Origin of the sequence: Paracoccus solventivorans, assembly GCF_900142875.1 — a bacterium.
GTDB lineage: Bacteria > Pseudomonadota > Alphaproteobacteria > Rhodobacterales > Rhodobacteraceae > Paracoccus > Paracoccus solventivorans.
This window is the reverse complement of the sequence record NZ_FRCK01000001.1, coordinates 450,357-463,394: the sequence shown is the minus strand read 5'-3', so window position 1 is coordinate 463,394 and position 13,038 is coordinate 450,357. Positions and strand designations below refer to the sequence as shown.

Sequence of the window (13,038 nt, the reverse complement as noted above, 5' to 3'; positions counted from 1 at the left end):
ACGGGGCGTCACTTGCGGCGCTTGGGCAGGCCGGCGCGGATGTTGCCGAACAGGTTCGGCGGGTGCCCGTGCATCGACATGATCGCGTATTGCTGGAAGATCGTGATCACGTTGTTGGTGATCCAGTACAGCACCAGCCCCGAGGCGAAGCCGCCCAGCATGAACATGAAGATCCACGGCATCCACGCAAAGATCATCTTCTGCGCCGGATCGGTGGGGGCGGGGTTCAGCTTCTGCTGGAACCACATGGAAATCCCCAGCACGATCGCCAGCAGCGGCAGCGACAGGCTGTGCAGCGCGGTGCCCTGCGCAGGCGCGGCATAGGGCAGCAGCCCGAACAGGTTCAGCAGCGACGACGGATCGGGCGCCGACAGGTCGCGGATCCAGCCGACCCAGGGGGCGTGGCGCAGTTCCAGCGTGACGAAGATCACCTTGTACAGCGCAAAGAAGATCGGGATCTGCAGCAGCAGCGGCAGGCAGCCCGCGGCCGGGTTCACCTTGGCGTCGCGGTAAAGCGCCATCACCTCTTGCTGGTATTTGGCGCGGTCGTCGCCGGTGCGCTCCTTGATCGCCTCCATCTGCGGCTGCAGCTCGCGCATCCGGGCCATCGAGATGTAGGATTTGCGCGCCAGCGGGAACACCAGCGCCTTGAGGATGAAGGTCAGCGCGATGATCGACCAGCCCATGTTGCCGATCACCCCGTGCAGCCAGTGCAGCAGGCGGAAGATCGGCTTGGTCAGGAAATAGAACCAGCCCCAGTCGATCGAATCGACGAAGCGGTCGATATGCAGGCTGTTCTGATAGGCGTTGATGGTTTCCCATTCCTTGGCGCCCGCGAACAGGAAGCTCGAGGACGACAGCTGTGTGCCCGGCGCCACGGTCTGCATCGGCAGCCGCGCCTCGGCCTGGTAGATGTCGGCGCCCGGCGCGTATTTCACCACCGAGGTGAAGGGCTGCCCCGGCTGCGGGATCAGCGTGGTCATCCAGTATTTGTCGGTGAACCCGACCCAGCCGTTCTCGGCCACCTCGGTGACGATGGCCGGGCCTTCGTTGCCCACCGGGTCCAGCTTCACCATGTCCTTGTACTTCTGCTCCAGCAGCTTGCCGTCGCTCATGCCGACGGCGCCCTCGTGCAGGATGAAGAAGTTCTGGGTGTCGGGCTGGCCGTGCCGGGCCAGAATGCCGTAGGGGGCGGCGGCAAATGCGGCGGGGCCGGCGTTCTCGATGCTCTGGGTGACCGTGAACATGTAGCGGTCGTCCAGCTCGAAGCTGCGGCGGAAGATCTGGCCGGCGCCGTTGTCCCAGACCAGCGTCACCGGCTGGCCGGGGGCAAGGGTGGTGCCGCTTTCCACCGACCACACCGTCGCCGGGTTCGGCACCAGCGCCGGGTCGACGCCGGGGCCGGGCATCCAGCCATAGACCGCGTAATAGGGTTTCTGCACCACCAGCGACGGCATGGCGTCGGGCGCCGCCGGGGTGCTGATGGTGCCCAGGCCCGCCTGCGCGGTCGGGGACAGCAGCCGCAGGAACGGCGAGTTGGGGTCCAGCGTCTCGCGATAGCCGCTCAGCAGCAGATCGTCGATCCGCCCCCCGGCCAGCGAGATCGAGCCCTGCAGCGCGGGCGATTCGATCTCGATCCGCCCGGCGCTCAGCACCGGGTCCTGCGGGGTCGAGGGGGCCAGCGACGGCGTCTCGCCCGGCACGGCCTCGGCCTGCGGGGCCAGCGCGATGCCGGTCGCCGGGTCCACCGCCTGCGCGTTGGGATCGGCGGTCTGCACGGTCACCGCGGGATCGGCCGGTTCCGGCGAGGGCGGCGCGAAGAAGGCATACCACCCGATCATGACCAGTGCCGACAGCACCATGGCAAGGATCAGGTTGCGGTTGTTGTCGTCCATCCTCGGACCCCGGAGCTTTCAGGAAATACGCGCCCGCTTCAACCGGACCCCCTAGCAAAGGTCAAGCCGATAGCTGCCCCGTGCCCCGGTCCCGGGCTGTCTGGGGACTTCTTTCTGGCCGAAATACCCCGGGGGTCCGGGGGCTGGCCCCCGGTTCTTCAGATCGGCGTGACCACGCGTTCCTGATACAGCCGCATCACGTCGTCGGGGCGGCACAGCCCGGTCCCGGGCATCATGCAGGTGGCCGAGGCGCAGGCCGCGCCCAGCCCCAGCGCCTCGGCGACGCCGCGGCCGCGGGCGATGGCCAGCGCATAGCCGGCCACGAAACTGTCGCCGGCGCCGATCTTGCTGACGATGGGCACGCGGTGGGCCTCGACATGCCAGCGGCCATCCGGCCCCGCGGCGATATTGCCGTCAGCGCCGCGGGCGATGACGACCGTCTGCGCCGCCCCGGCCGCAACCAGCGCGCTGGCGAAATCGGCGGTGTCGCGGCGCTCGGGCAGCTTGCGGCCGGCCAGCCCCTCGGCCTCGGCGTCGTCCATGCGCAGCACCGCCAGCCGCACCTTGCCCCGCGCCGCCAGCGCCAGCGCCGCGCCCGAGCTGTCCATCAGCAGCCGCACCGGCCGCCCGCGCAGCCGCGCGCACAGGCGCAGGACGAAATCATCCGGCACGCCGGGCGGGTTCGAGCCCGACAGCACCACGATGCTGCCCGGCACCGCGGCCGCGGCCACCGCATCCAGCGCGTCGGCCACATCCGCGGCCGCCCATTCCGGCCCCGGCAGCACAAAGCGGAACTGCTTTTCCGTCGTGCGGTCGGTGACCGACAGGGATTGCCGCGTGTCGCCGGGGGCGTTGATGCGCAGCACCGGCAGCCCGGCCTCGTTCAGCAGCCGCCCCAGCTGGGTGCCGGTGCCGCCCCCCAGCGCCACCAGCGCCGTCGAGCGCCCGCCGATGCGCGAGATCGCCCGGCTGACGTTGATGCCGCCGCCGCCGGGATCGACCGCCGGGGCCTCGCAGCGCAGCTTGATGTCGGGCACCACCTGCTCGGCGCTGGTCGACAGGTCCAGCGCCGGGTTCAGCGTCACGGTCAGGATGGGGGCCTGGTCCGCCCCCGTGATGCCCGCCCCCGCAGCCATGTCATTCCCACCAGCGGTCGATCCGGGCGATGTCGTCGTCCGACCAGCCGAAGTGATGGGCAAACTCGTGGATCACCACGTTGCGGACCAGATCCCCCAGCGAGGCGTCGCCGCGTTCCGCCCATTCGTCCAGGATGGCGCGGCGGAACAGCCAGACGGTATCGGGGAAATGCTGCGGGTCGCTGGCGGATTTTTCCGTCCGCGGGATGCCGTCGTAAAGCCCGGTCAGCTCCAGCGGGTCGTCGATTTCCAGCTCGTCCAGCACGTCCTCGCCGGCGAAATCCTCGACCCGCAGGATCACCTCCTGCGCGTGGCCGGCGAACTCGACCGGCAGCTGGGCCAGCACGTCGCGGGCCAGCGCCTCGATCTCGGCGGCAGAGGGGGCCTTGGCCTCGCTCCAGTCGGTCATGGTGTGTTCCCCCTGCGGCTGTCGGTCGGTCAGCGCCCGATATGGACAAGAATCGCCCGTTATGAAAGAGCGGGAGGATCAAGGAGACGACGATGACCACCACCCGTTTCGCGCCCTCGCCGACCGGCCATATCCACGTCGGCAACCTGCGCACCGCGCTGATGAACTATCTGATCGCGCGCAAGGCGGGGGGAACCTTCATCCTGCGGCTGGACGACACCGACCGCGAACGCTCGAAACAGGAATACGCCGACGGCATCCAGCGCGACCTGGAATGGCTGGGGCTGCACTGGGACCGGATCGAGCGGCAGTCCGACCGGCTGGACCGCTATGCCGAGGCCGCGGACAGCCTGCGCGCCTCGGGCCGGCTTTACGAGGTGTTCGAGACCCCGACCGAGCTGGACCTCAAGCGCAAGAAGCAGCTGAACATGGGCCGGCCGCCGGTCTATGACCGCGCCGGGCTGGGGCTGAGCGACGAGCAGAAAGCCGCGCTGCGCGCCGAGGGTCGCGAGGGCTACTGGCGGTTCCGGCTGGACCATGAACGCATCGAATGGCCGGACGGCATCATCGGCGACGTGTCGATCGACGCGGCCTCGGTCAGCGATCCGGTGCTGATCCGCGCCGACGGGCAGGTGCTGTACACCTTTGCGTCCTCGGTCGACGATGTGGACATGGGCGTCACCGACATCGTGCGCGGCGCCGACCACGTGACCAACACCGCCACGCAGATCCAGATCATCCGGGCGCTGGGCGGGCAGCCGCCGCGCTTTGCCCACCACAGCCTGCTGACCGGCCCGCAGGGCGAAGAGCTGTCCAAGCGGCTGGGCACCCTGTCCCTGCGCGACCTGCGCGAACAGGGCGTCGCCCCCGAAGCGCTGCTGTCGCTGATGGCTCGGCTTGGATCAAACCAGCCGGTGGCGCTGCGCATGAGCCTGGACGAGCTGGCCGAGGGGTTCGAGCTGTCGCAGTTCGGCGCCTCGCCCACCAAGTTCGACGCCGAGGATCTGTGGCCGCTGACCCGCGAACGCAACCAGCATCTGCCGTATGAGGCGGTGCGCGACCGCATCGCCGCGATGGGGGTGCCGGATGAGATCGCGCCGCGATTCTGGGCGGTGGCGCGGCAGAACATCACCCGGCTGGACGACCTGTCCGAGTGGTGGACGCTGATGCGCGACGGCGCCGCGCCCGCGATCGCGCCCGAGGACGCCGAATTCGTGGCCCAGGCACTGGCGCTGCTGCCGCCGCGGCCGTGGACCGATGCGACCTGGGGCGAATGGACCGCTGCGGTCAAGGCCGCCACCGGGCGCAAGGGCAAGGGGTTGTTCATGCCGCTGCGCAAGGCGCTGACCGGCATGGACCACGGCCCCGAGATGGCCGAGCTGATGCCGCTGCTGCAACAGGTCCGCGCTGCCTGACCGTGCTTTGCGGTGATTCCCGCCATCTTGGGGGCGGCGCGTGGTACCCCATGCGCCGCCCCTTTTGCGCAGGTTTCTGCGCGTTTCCCTGCCGATCAAAGCATTTTTGTCAGAAATGAATTGACAGCCGGAGTTGTCGACATAAAAGGTTGGGTATCTGGACCAACCCTCGACCAACCCCGGAGGCTCTGATGAACGACCTCACCTTTGACATGACCCAACGCGTCGCCGTTCCGCTGCTGCGGGTGCCGCTGCACGATGCCACCGACCTGACCGCCGGCGGCCATCTGGCGCAGATCGCCCTTGCCGACCAAGTCTACACCCTGCGGATCACCCGCGCCGGCAAGCTGATCCTGACGAAATAAGGCTGGCGCCGCACCCTGACCCGGCACGAAGCCCAGACCGACAAGGCCCTGACATCATGCACCACCCTGTGCCCCGCAACCCCGGGGAAACGCGATGATCGTCTGTCATTGCACGGGCGTCACCGATCACGAGATCCGCGCCGCTGTCGGCTGGATGCGCGCCTCGGATGCTGATACCATCATCACGCCCGGCAAGATCTACCGCGCTTTGGGTAAGCGCGCGGATTGCGGCGGGTGCATGAGGCTGTTCGTGACGACGATGCGATCCTCGGAAGGATTCGCCGTCGATGCGGACCCGCGCCCGGTCCCCGCAGAGCTGCGCGGGCTGCGGCGGCTCGTGGCAGGCTGAACAGGGCTGAACAGGTCAGGGAGACGCTGAAATGAAGGGTGATCCGAAGGTCATCGAATATCTGAACGCCGCGCTGCGGTCGGAACTGACCGCGGTCAGCCAGTACTGGCTGCATTACCGGCTGCAGGAAGACTGGGGCTATGGCCGGATCGCCGACAAGTCGCGCGCCGAATCGATCGAAGAGATGAATCACGCCGACAAGCTGATTCAGCGCATCATCTTTCTGGAAGGCCACCCGAACCTGCAAAAGCTCGACCCGCTGCGCATCGGGCAGAGCATCCGCGAGACGCTCGAGGCCGATCTGGCTGGCGAACACGACGCCCGCAACCTGTATCTCGAGGCGCGGCAGTATTGCGCGCAGGTCAACGACCAGGTGTCCAAGGCGATCTTCGACGACCTGATCGAGGACGAGGAAGGGCATATCGACTTCCTCGAAACCCAGCTGCAGCTGATGGACGAGATCGGCGCGCAGAATTACGGCATGCTGAACGCCAAGCCCGCCGACGAAGCGGAATAAGACCCAAGGTCCAGACGACCCGACGCGCCGCCCCCAGGGGCGGCGTTGTTCATTGCGTCGCCGGCATGGCGGGCGGCGCGGCCAGATGCGGCTCGGGTGGGATAATGCGCACGAAGCCCGCTTCCAGCGATTCGGCCAGCAGTTCGGGCGGCATCACCGCCATGCGCAGGTAAAGCCGGTCGAGCCCGTCCTCGCCCTCGCGCGCCAGCGTCTCGGCGATCAGCTGCTGCTGCCGGGCCCGGAACTTTCCCGCCTGCGGGACCAGCACCTTGCCCGTGATCCGGCGCAGGTGCTTGTCCTTCCACTGCGCGAGCGACAGCGTGTCGTAGTGGCGCAGGACCAGCCGGTCGTCGTGGTGGCGCATCTTCAGCCCGGCGATCTCGTCGGGTTTCTTGCCGTGCAGCGGCATCTTTCCGACCGGCGCCGCCGCGCGGATGAAGGACTTGCCCAGGATATGGCCCCAGAATCCGTATTTCGTGGCCTCCCACAGCGCGCCATAGACCCGCTGCGAGATGTCGCGATAGGCGCGGGGACGGCCGGCGGGGCTGAAGAAGCGCTTGAAATGGGGGGTGTGGAAGATGGTGCCTTCGTCGGGTGGCGCGGCATAGACCGCCTCGACCGGGCGGACGAGGATGCCGCCCACGTCCGGGGGGACCGACGCCAGCACCTCGGCGATGGGGCTGTCCGACCAGATCAGCTCGTCGATGTCGCAATGCAGGATCCAGTCGGTGCCGCACCAGCCCTTGGCGCGGGTGGCGTTATGGAGCTGCCGCTGCTCGAGCGCCTCTGGCCGGCCGCGCCGCCACCAGCCGCCGTCGCAGATCGTGCTGGTGACGCCGGGCAGCGCGATGTCGCATGCCATTTCGGGGTCGTCGTGGAACAGGAACACCCGCGAGGCGCCGCGGGCCAGCTGGTGGCGGGCGAATGTCTGGCACAGCGCCCGGCTGGCGCGGACGGTGGCGGCGACGCTCCAGCTGCCGGGTGCGGGGGTGGGTGCGACCATGTGAATGCCTGCGCCGATAAATGCCCGCGCAGGCAAAAGCAGCTTCCGCGCGGCAAGACAAGATGCCGCGCGGAATTGTCGTATGGAATTGGAATATGCGGAAAATCAGAAGCGGTAAGAGGCGCTCAGCCCGAGGGTGTCGAAGTCGACTTTCCCATTTGTCGTCGTGAATTCATGGGTCATCCATTCCCCGCCCAGCATAAAGTGCTCAGTGGCCAGGAATTTGACTCCGGCACCATAGCCGAATGCAGTATCGTGACCGCTTTCAGGGTTGTCATCAACGTCCACAAAATCAAGCGAGGCTCGTGCAACCCCTATCGTGGCATAGGGCAAAAATCTGCCGGCATCATATCCAGCCAATAGCTTGCCGCGGAGTATGTGGCCCTTTGCATCCCGCAAATCTCCCTCCCAGAAATCAATATCATTCACTTCGAGCCTGTCGAAGGAAAGTTCTGCGCCGCCAACCATCCTGCCGAAGTCGTGCAGATATCCAAGATGCGCCCCATACTGCTTCCCCGTTCCTTCGAGTTCGCAAAAGGGTGGCAGCTTACCCAGATTGTTTTTTGGTTTCGCGAACCGGTCGCATCCCGGCTGGCCTTCAACCTCTACCCGACCGAATTGCAGACCCGCGTAAAACCCGGTCCAATCCCGTGCAGGTTGAAGAATGGGTGCGGCCGCAACCGGCTCGACCGCGATGATGGGGGCGGCATAACCCCCAGCCGTCGCCGCCGTGGTCGCCAGGACGGCGGCCACGGCAGTTGGGACCAGAACAATGTTCATCGTTACAACTCCTACCGGTAAACACTCGACTCGTTGTGGCTACAAGTTGCGACAAAATGTTGCAGAAGGGATGTTGTATTTTTGGATAGGTCTTGTTTGCCCAGCCTTCCCCGGCATTTGCAGCGCGTTATGAGAAGCCCTGAGGTTGTCAAGACAACTGCGGAAGCAACGTCACGTAACGTCGCAACGTCGGCTCCATTCCCGCGACAGGACAGTTGACGGAAAACGCCTCGCCCGACAGTTGAACTGTCCGCAATCGGATGATGCTGGAATGAGATGCCGCCGGCAATAATCGCTGCATTTGGTAGCGGAGGTGCGTCTCAGCGGCAACCCACACCTCCCAGAACCCCTGTTTTTCCTGCGATCCTGCGCCTAGGCGCCTCCCCCGCCGCGCTAGAACTTGGGATAGTTCCCCGGCGGCTCATCCGCCGGATCCCTTGCCGCCAGCGTGTCCTTGGCTCCCTTGCGACCGCACTTAGTGCATCGCGCCCGGGGCAGGATCCAGTCGCGCAGGCGATATGGTCCCCATGGCAAGCACACCTTCGCCCAGTGCCCGCAGTAGCACTCCAACCAGACCCATTGCGGATATCCATGGTCCGGCTTGTCATCCATCGGCCAGCTCTACGATTCGCAGCGCGCCGTCGGGCAGCGGCCGCTGCATCTGCCGCGCCTGATCCCACGGCGCGGTCAACCACGCCTGCCATTCCGCCGGCGTCCGCAAGATCACCGGCATCGCCTTGGGATGGATAGCCGCGACCTCGGCGTTGGGCGGGCAGGTCAGAAATGCATACAGGTCATCGGTGGTCGGACCATCCTTGACCTTGCGCACCGACGTCCAGCCGCGGGTTTCGATCCCTGCGAAAAACATCGGCTGGCCGTCGATCGCCTCGAACCACACCGGCTGCCGGTCCGGGCCCGGCTCGGCAAACGCCACGAGCGGCACCAGGCAACGGCTGTCCGGGCCCAGCCAGCGACGCCAGTGCGGCGAGCTGGTGTTGCGGACTTTGGTCACCCCCGGGTCGCGCTGCGTGCGCAGGTGCTGCGGGGGTGTCGGCATGCCCCAACGCGCCTGGGCAACCTCGAGGCCGTCGGCGCCATTGCGGATGATCGGCGCTAAGCGGTCGGGATAGACATCGACCTCCCAAGGGTGGTTGCCGGTGCGATCCATGGTGCGCACGAGGGCAGTGAGCTCGGCCGCGCTGGGGAGCGTACGATAAAGATTGCACATGAGATGCCATCCGATTCCGGCGCCGGCGATCATCCGACCGATCCCGGAACATATCGCCTCGACCTAGATTAAGCAGCCCCACAATCGCTGAAAGGGGGCGCGATGCGACGAAGAGCTACCATCAGGCCGGTCAGCTTTGAAGAAAGAATCGGTACCTTCAGAGTTGTCACGGATGCGAAGGGCATGGGTGCCGCGCTACTGACACACTGTGAACCAAGTGACCCATACTTCCAGAAAGCGGCTGTTGCGTGCCTAGCCCTTGAAAGCGGCGACACGGAACCTGAGCAGGCGCGGGCGGATTTTGTAGCAGCGTTGAAGGCCGCAGGGGTCTTTGTTCGGGATCCATAAAGCGAGGTCCCGCGCAGAACGCGGGACCTTTCGTCACTCCGCCGTACGCTGCGGTTTTATGAGCGCTTGTGCATCGAGAACCGCCACGAGCGCGTCGAACTTTGCGTCGACCTCCTCGTCCGTCAAGCGGGGGGTAACTTGTCCCTCAGGCATCCGCACCGGATCTTGTAATTCCGGGACGATATTCTGGCCCATCCTTACCTCCTGATCACCTAGGCTTCGGACTGTAACCGATATTGGGTGTCAGAGGAATGGCTTCTTACATATTGAGCATAAATCCGCTGGCCCATCCGCCCGCCCCTGCCGCCGCGCTCCTGCTAGGCGTCTTCGGGGACTGTTCTGCAACTGAGGCATATGGTGATGCACGACGCGACGCTTGGGCGCCGGTTGCACAGCGAGCTTGATGGAGGGCAAAGCCAAGTGATGCTCGTGGACTGCGCTGCGCTCTTGGCATTGAAGCCTTCTATTCACCCCGGCCCGACAATTGTTGCGGGCAATGTCCGCGGGTTGTGAGGTAGTTCGGCGGCAGGGGATGTAACCCGACTGGCCGACCCCCACCTAGATGAGGACCGGGTAGTATCTTCTACGCGGTGTTATGGAGGACCCGAGCATGGGTACCGACAAGATGCCTGGCAACGGCCAGCAACCGAACAAACCTTCTGACCCACCCGACGACAAGCTGCGCAGTGATGAAGCTGGGAAGCCGCAGCACGGGAAGGACCAGGCTGCCCCCGGTCCCGAAGGAAAGAACCGTCCGGCCGCTGCCAACCGCCGCTGACTCTATCTTCCACCCTAATGGCATCCTCGCCGGGCGCCGAAACAAGGTCCGGACAAAGTTGTCGCTGGCTGGTATCCGGTGCCTGACTGGTGAGGGCGAAGCGGCGGGGGTAAAATCCCGCCGCTTCTGCATGGCCACCGCTCGATCCACACCGCAGCGGGGGTTCCATTCGGGAGCCGTGATGCCGCTGCGCCCTGTCGTCGCAGGCCGAGAAACCCCCTCATATAATCGGACGAGTCAGGACAAGATGGCGACGACGGCGCGGCGCCCGGGCGCGGGTTGGCAGCGCCGTCACCTCGCACGCGCCCCGTGCCGGTCCATGCAAAATAATCCACGGGAACGTCCATTTTCTTCTTACGGTAGTGCATCTAATGCACTATCTAGGATCTATCAGCAGGACGCTGACGCCGCGCCTCGGGACATATCAGGGGCAGAGACAAGACCATGGCTGCTATCCGCATGATCGCCGATACCGAGGTCGGCAAAGTCGAGGAAACCGTCGTTGGCCACGCGTTCATGGCCACGCTTTACGCCGCTGTGACCCTGGAAATCTCTGACGATGGTGCTGTCCAAGAGATCAGCCGCGATGCCCCGCGGAAAACGGCGAACCCCGCCCTTTACTTCCACCTGACCGAAACGCCGGCCGAGGCACCGACCGAAGCGCAGCGAGCCATTCTGGGCCGGCGCTGGATCAAGGGCAAGGCGTGCGAGATCATCCCCGCTAGCCTTGGGGCGGACGTTTGCCGGTGGGCTTTCGGCGGCATGACGCCGCAGGAGTTGTCTAACCGCTACGGGGACGGGGCCAAGGTCTACCTCGCCTGACACTGATCTGCGGCGCGAGCAATCGCCTGCGACGAGGCGCGCCGCAGCGATCTTTTCGAGATGGCCAACCCTTGGAGCAACTTATGATGAGCACGCGTGATCGGATCGAGCTGAGCGGCCCCTATGCCACGGCGCCGGAATGGCGCTGGCCGGGTGAACCTGAGAATGCGAAGTTGGCGAAGTATTCAGCGTGGTCCTACGGGGCTATGTCTGAGCGGATCGTCGCGACCACCCCGCATTGGGAGCCTGTCGCAAAAATCCATATGGGCGGCGTGCTGGTCCGCAACCGCGCAACCGGCAGGTTGATGGAGCACTGCGGCGACCGGTTGTGCGGGGTCAACGAGCGCAAGGCGCTCGCGGCCTTAAGCAAGCTCGCCCGGGCAGAAAGTGCATGAACTGCGCGCCGATCGATGACGCCCGCCCCTTTGCCGAGGTTCTGCGCGACTGGATGGCCCGAAACGCGCTGACCTATGACCAAGCCCACAAGCGCCTCGATCTTGCCCGCAGGTCGATCGCCAACGCCTTGGCAGGCCAACCGGTCCGGCAGGAGCGGGCGTTGCGCGCGCTTATGACGCTGGTGGACGAGGGGAGGGCTTGAGCTCGCCGACCGTATCGAGCTCCAGTTGCGGGCGGTAACGGGTTGGTCGCGGCCTCGGAGCACCGGGCTTCAGCCTGCCCTTCGCTTCGGCCCGCACAACGCCGCCGGCACGGAACACCACCGACATCCCCTCAAGGTCGATGTCGACGCGCTCGACATATTTGCGCAGCCGCTCTTGGGTTTCGCGCTTGGTGAGATCTGACAGATCATAGCCGGTCATCCTGTGCACGACCTCAAGGACCGCCCCTTCAAGGTCCCCAGCTCGGAAGCGCATATAAGGATCCGACCCCTTGCCATAGCCGCGGCGCGATTCTTGCTGGGCGATATAGTATCGATATGCATGCCCTTTGGACCAAAGGAATGTGTAGACCAGGATCCCGCCCGTCCGGTCGTACAACAAGCCCTTGAGGAGACCTGGCGAGATTCTGCTGCGGCCTGACCTGCGGCGTAGCGATGCATCCGCCAGGACCTCATTGGCTTTTTTCCAGAGCGCAGCGGAGACCAGGGGCGTGTGAATCCCTGGCATCGCCTGTTTCCGGTGAACGATCTTGCCTAGGTAAATCGGATGCCGAATCAGGTGCCGCACCATGCCGCCGGTAAACGGCTGGCCCTTTGCGCCCCTGACACCGCGCCGGTACATTTCATCGGCGACCCGCTCCGCTGATCGAAGAGCAATGTAGCGCTGAAACATCCAGCGCACGTGCGGCGCCTCGGTCTCGTGCGGGACCAGCTGGTTTGATCCCGGCAGCTTTGCATATCCGAACGGCCTTTGAGGAACCCACAGTCCACGTTCCCGGGCACCGGCGAACCAGTCCGTTAGTCGCTCGCTGGTGAGCTCCCGCTCGAATTGACCGAAGCTCAGCAGCACGTTCAGGGTCAGGCGCCCCATGGCCGTGGCGGTATCCAGAGCCTGGGTGACCGCCACGAAATTGACACCAACCTCTTCGAACTCGGCCACCAGGTTGCAAAAATCCTTCAACGACCGGGACAGGCGATCGATCTTGTAGACGACTACCGTATCCACTTTGCCGGCTTTGATATCGGCCCGCAGGCGCTTCAGCGACGGGCGCCGCAGCGTCCCGCCGGAAATGCCCTCATCATCGTAACGGTCCGGGAGCTCCTGCCAACCTTGCCCGCCTTGGCTGGCGATATACGCCGAGCAATAGGACCGCTGGTTCTCAAGTGACCCGAATTCAGTCCCAGCCCGCTCGTCGGCCGACTTGCGTGTGTAAATCGCGCAGCGCAAAGCGCCCCCCGTGAGGTGTCAAATTGTTCGAATTTTGACCCACGCCGGAACGGCGACGAGGCGTACATATCGCCGCGCGAGGCGACGTCAAGCAGTTACCACCGCCAGCGGACGGGCGCAGCTTCTGGCTACTGCCTGCTCGGCGAGCT

General features: G+C 65.4%; 17 protein-coding genes. 9 read left to right on the top strand and 8 right to left on the bottom strand.

Annotated elements, in window-relative coordinates:
- Positions 1-8: 8 nt before the first annotated feature.
- From yidC to BUB57_RS02315, 3 genes are all read right to left on the bottom strand, one after another.
- Positions 9-1,895: a membrane protein insertase YidC gene (yidC, locus tag BUB57_RS02325; protein WP_073061375.1), complete on the bottom strand. Its 1,887-nt coding sequence runs from the start codon at positions 1,893-1,895 to the stop codon at positions 9-11.
- Between the two features lie 158 nt (positions 1,896-2,053).
- On the bottom strand, positions 2,054-3,031 hold the full coding sequence (locus BUB57_RS02320; RefSeq protein ID WP_073061371.1) for a 1-phosphofructokinase family hexose kinase: 978 nt from the start codon (positions 3,029-3,031) through the stop codon (positions 2,054-2,056).
- 1 nt (position 3,032) lies between these two features.
- Positions 3,033-3,440: a metallopeptidase family protein gene (locus BUB57_RS02315; RefSeq protein WP_073061369.1), complete on the bottom strand. Its 408-nt coding sequence runs from the start codon at positions 3,438-3,440 to the stop codon at positions 3,033-3,035.
- Positions 3,441-3,532: 92 nt separating this feature from the next.
- Here BUB57_RS02315 and gltX point away from each other — a divergent pair, with 92 nt between their 5' ends.
- From gltX to bfr, 4 genes are all read left to right on the top strand, one after another.
- Positions 3,533-4,855: a glutamate--tRNA ligase gene (gene gltX / locus BUB57_RS02310; RefSeq protein WP_073061367.1), complete on the top strand. Its 1,323-nt coding sequence runs from the start codon at positions 3,533-3,535 to the stop codon at positions 4,853-4,855.
- 212 nt (positions 4,856-5,067) lie between these two features.
- On the top strand, positions 5,068-5,220 hold the full coding sequence (gene hemP, locus BUB57_RS02305) for a hemin uptake protein HemP (RefSeq protein ID WP_407670318.1): 153 nt from the start codon (positions 5,068-5,070) through the stop codon (positions 5,218-5,220).
- Between the two features lie 94 nt (positions 5,221-5,314).
- Positions 5,315-5,569: a (2Fe-2S)-binding protein gene (locus tag BUB57_RS02300; RefSeq protein ID WP_073061362.1), complete on the top strand. Its 255-nt coding sequence runs from the start codon at positions 5,315-5,317 to the stop codon at positions 5,567-5,569.
- Positions 5,570-5,600: 31 nt separating this feature from the next.
- Positions 5,601-6,086, top strand: coding sequence for a bacterioferritin (gene bfr, locus BUB57_RS02295; RefSeq protein WP_073061360.1), 486 nt, complete (start codon positions 5,601-5,603; stop codon positions 6,084-6,086).
- Positions 6,087-6,135: 49 nt separating this feature from the next.
- Here bfr and BUB57_RS02290 read toward each other — a convergent pair whose 3' ends face one another.
- From BUB57_RS02290 to BUB57_RS02280, 3 genes are all read right to left on the bottom strand, one after another.
- A complete protein-coding gene (locus BUB57_RS02290; RefSeq protein ID WP_073061357.1) occupies positions 6,136-7,089 on the bottom strand; it encodes a glycosyltransferase family 2 protein in 954 nt (317 codons plus the stop codon).
- Positions 7,090-7,194: 105 nt separating this feature from the next.
- The gene (locus tag BUB57_RS02285; RefSeq protein ID WP_073061355.1) at positions 7,195-7,869 is read right to left on the bottom strand and encodes a porin family protein; all 675 of its coding nucleotides are present in this window, start codon (positions 7,867-7,869) and stop codon (positions 7,195-7,197) included.
- Positions 7,870-8,473: 604 nt separating this feature from the next.
- A complete protein-coding gene (locus tag BUB57_RS02280) occupies positions 8,474-9,130 on the bottom strand; it encodes an SOS response-associated peptidase family protein (protein WP_073061353.1) in 657 nt (218 codons plus the stop codon).
- A 69-nt stretch (positions 9,131-9,199) separates the two neighbouring features.
- Here BUB57_RS02280 and BUB57_RS17350 point away from each other — a divergent pair, with 69 nt between their 5' ends.
- Entirely contained in the window at positions 9,200-9,445 is a 246-nt protein-coding gene (locus tag BUB57_RS17350; RefSeq protein WP_073061350.1) for a DUF982 domain-containing protein, read from the top strand.
- A 33-nt stretch (positions 9,446-9,478) separates the two neighbouring features.
- Here the strand turns inward: BUB57_RS17350 and BUB57_RS16685 are convergent, their stop codons facing one another.
- Positions 9,479-9,640, bottom strand: a complete 162-nt coding sequence (locus tag BUB57_RS16685; protein ID WP_159435544.1) for a hypothetical protein — start codon at positions 9,638-9,640, stop codon at positions 9,479-9,481.
- 415 nt (positions 9,641-10,055) lie between these two features.
- Here BUB57_RS16685 and BUB57_RS16680 point away from each other — a divergent pair, with 415 nt between their 5' ends.
- The 4 genes from BUB57_RS16680 (at position 10,056) to BUB57_RS02260 (ending at position 11,643) form a co-directional block, all read left to right on the top strand.
- Positions 10,056-10,223, top strand: a complete 168-nt coding sequence (locus BUB57_RS16680) for a hypothetical protein (protein WP_159435543.1) — start codon at positions 10,056-10,058, stop codon at positions 10,221-10,223.
- Positions 10,224-10,667: 444 nt separating this feature from the next.
- Positions 10,668-11,045, top strand: coding sequence for a hypothetical protein (locus BUB57_RS02270; RefSeq protein ID WP_073061345.1), 378 nt, complete (start codon positions 10,668-10,670; stop codon positions 11,043-11,045).
- Between the two features lie 86 nt (positions 11,046-11,131).
- Positions 11,132-11,440 (top strand): hypothetical protein, encoded by a 309-nt coding sequence (locus tag BUB57_RS02265; RefSeq protein ID WP_143159578.1) that lies wholly within the window; start codon positions 11,132-11,134, stop codon positions 11,438-11,440.
- Positions 11,437-11,643, top strand: coding sequence for a hypothetical protein (locus BUB57_RS02260; RefSeq protein WP_073061337.1), 207 nt, complete (start codon positions 11,437-11,439; stop codon positions 11,641-11,643). The genes BUB57_RS02265 and BUB57_RS02260 overlap by 4 nt, the downstream gene beginning before the upstream one ends.
- Here BUB57_RS02260 and BUB57_RS02255 read toward each other — a convergent pair.
- Positions 11,612-12,889 carry a recombinase family protein gene (locus tag BUB57_RS02255; RefSeq protein WP_073061333.1) on the bottom strand — a complete coding sequence of 426 codons (1,278 nt, stop codon included), beginning with the start codon at positions 12,887-12,889 and terminating at the stop codon, positions 11,612-11,614. The two genes, BUB57_RS02260 and BUB57_RS02255, sit on opposite strands and share 32 nt — an antisense overlap.
- Positions 12,890-13,038: the final 149 nt, after the last annotated feature.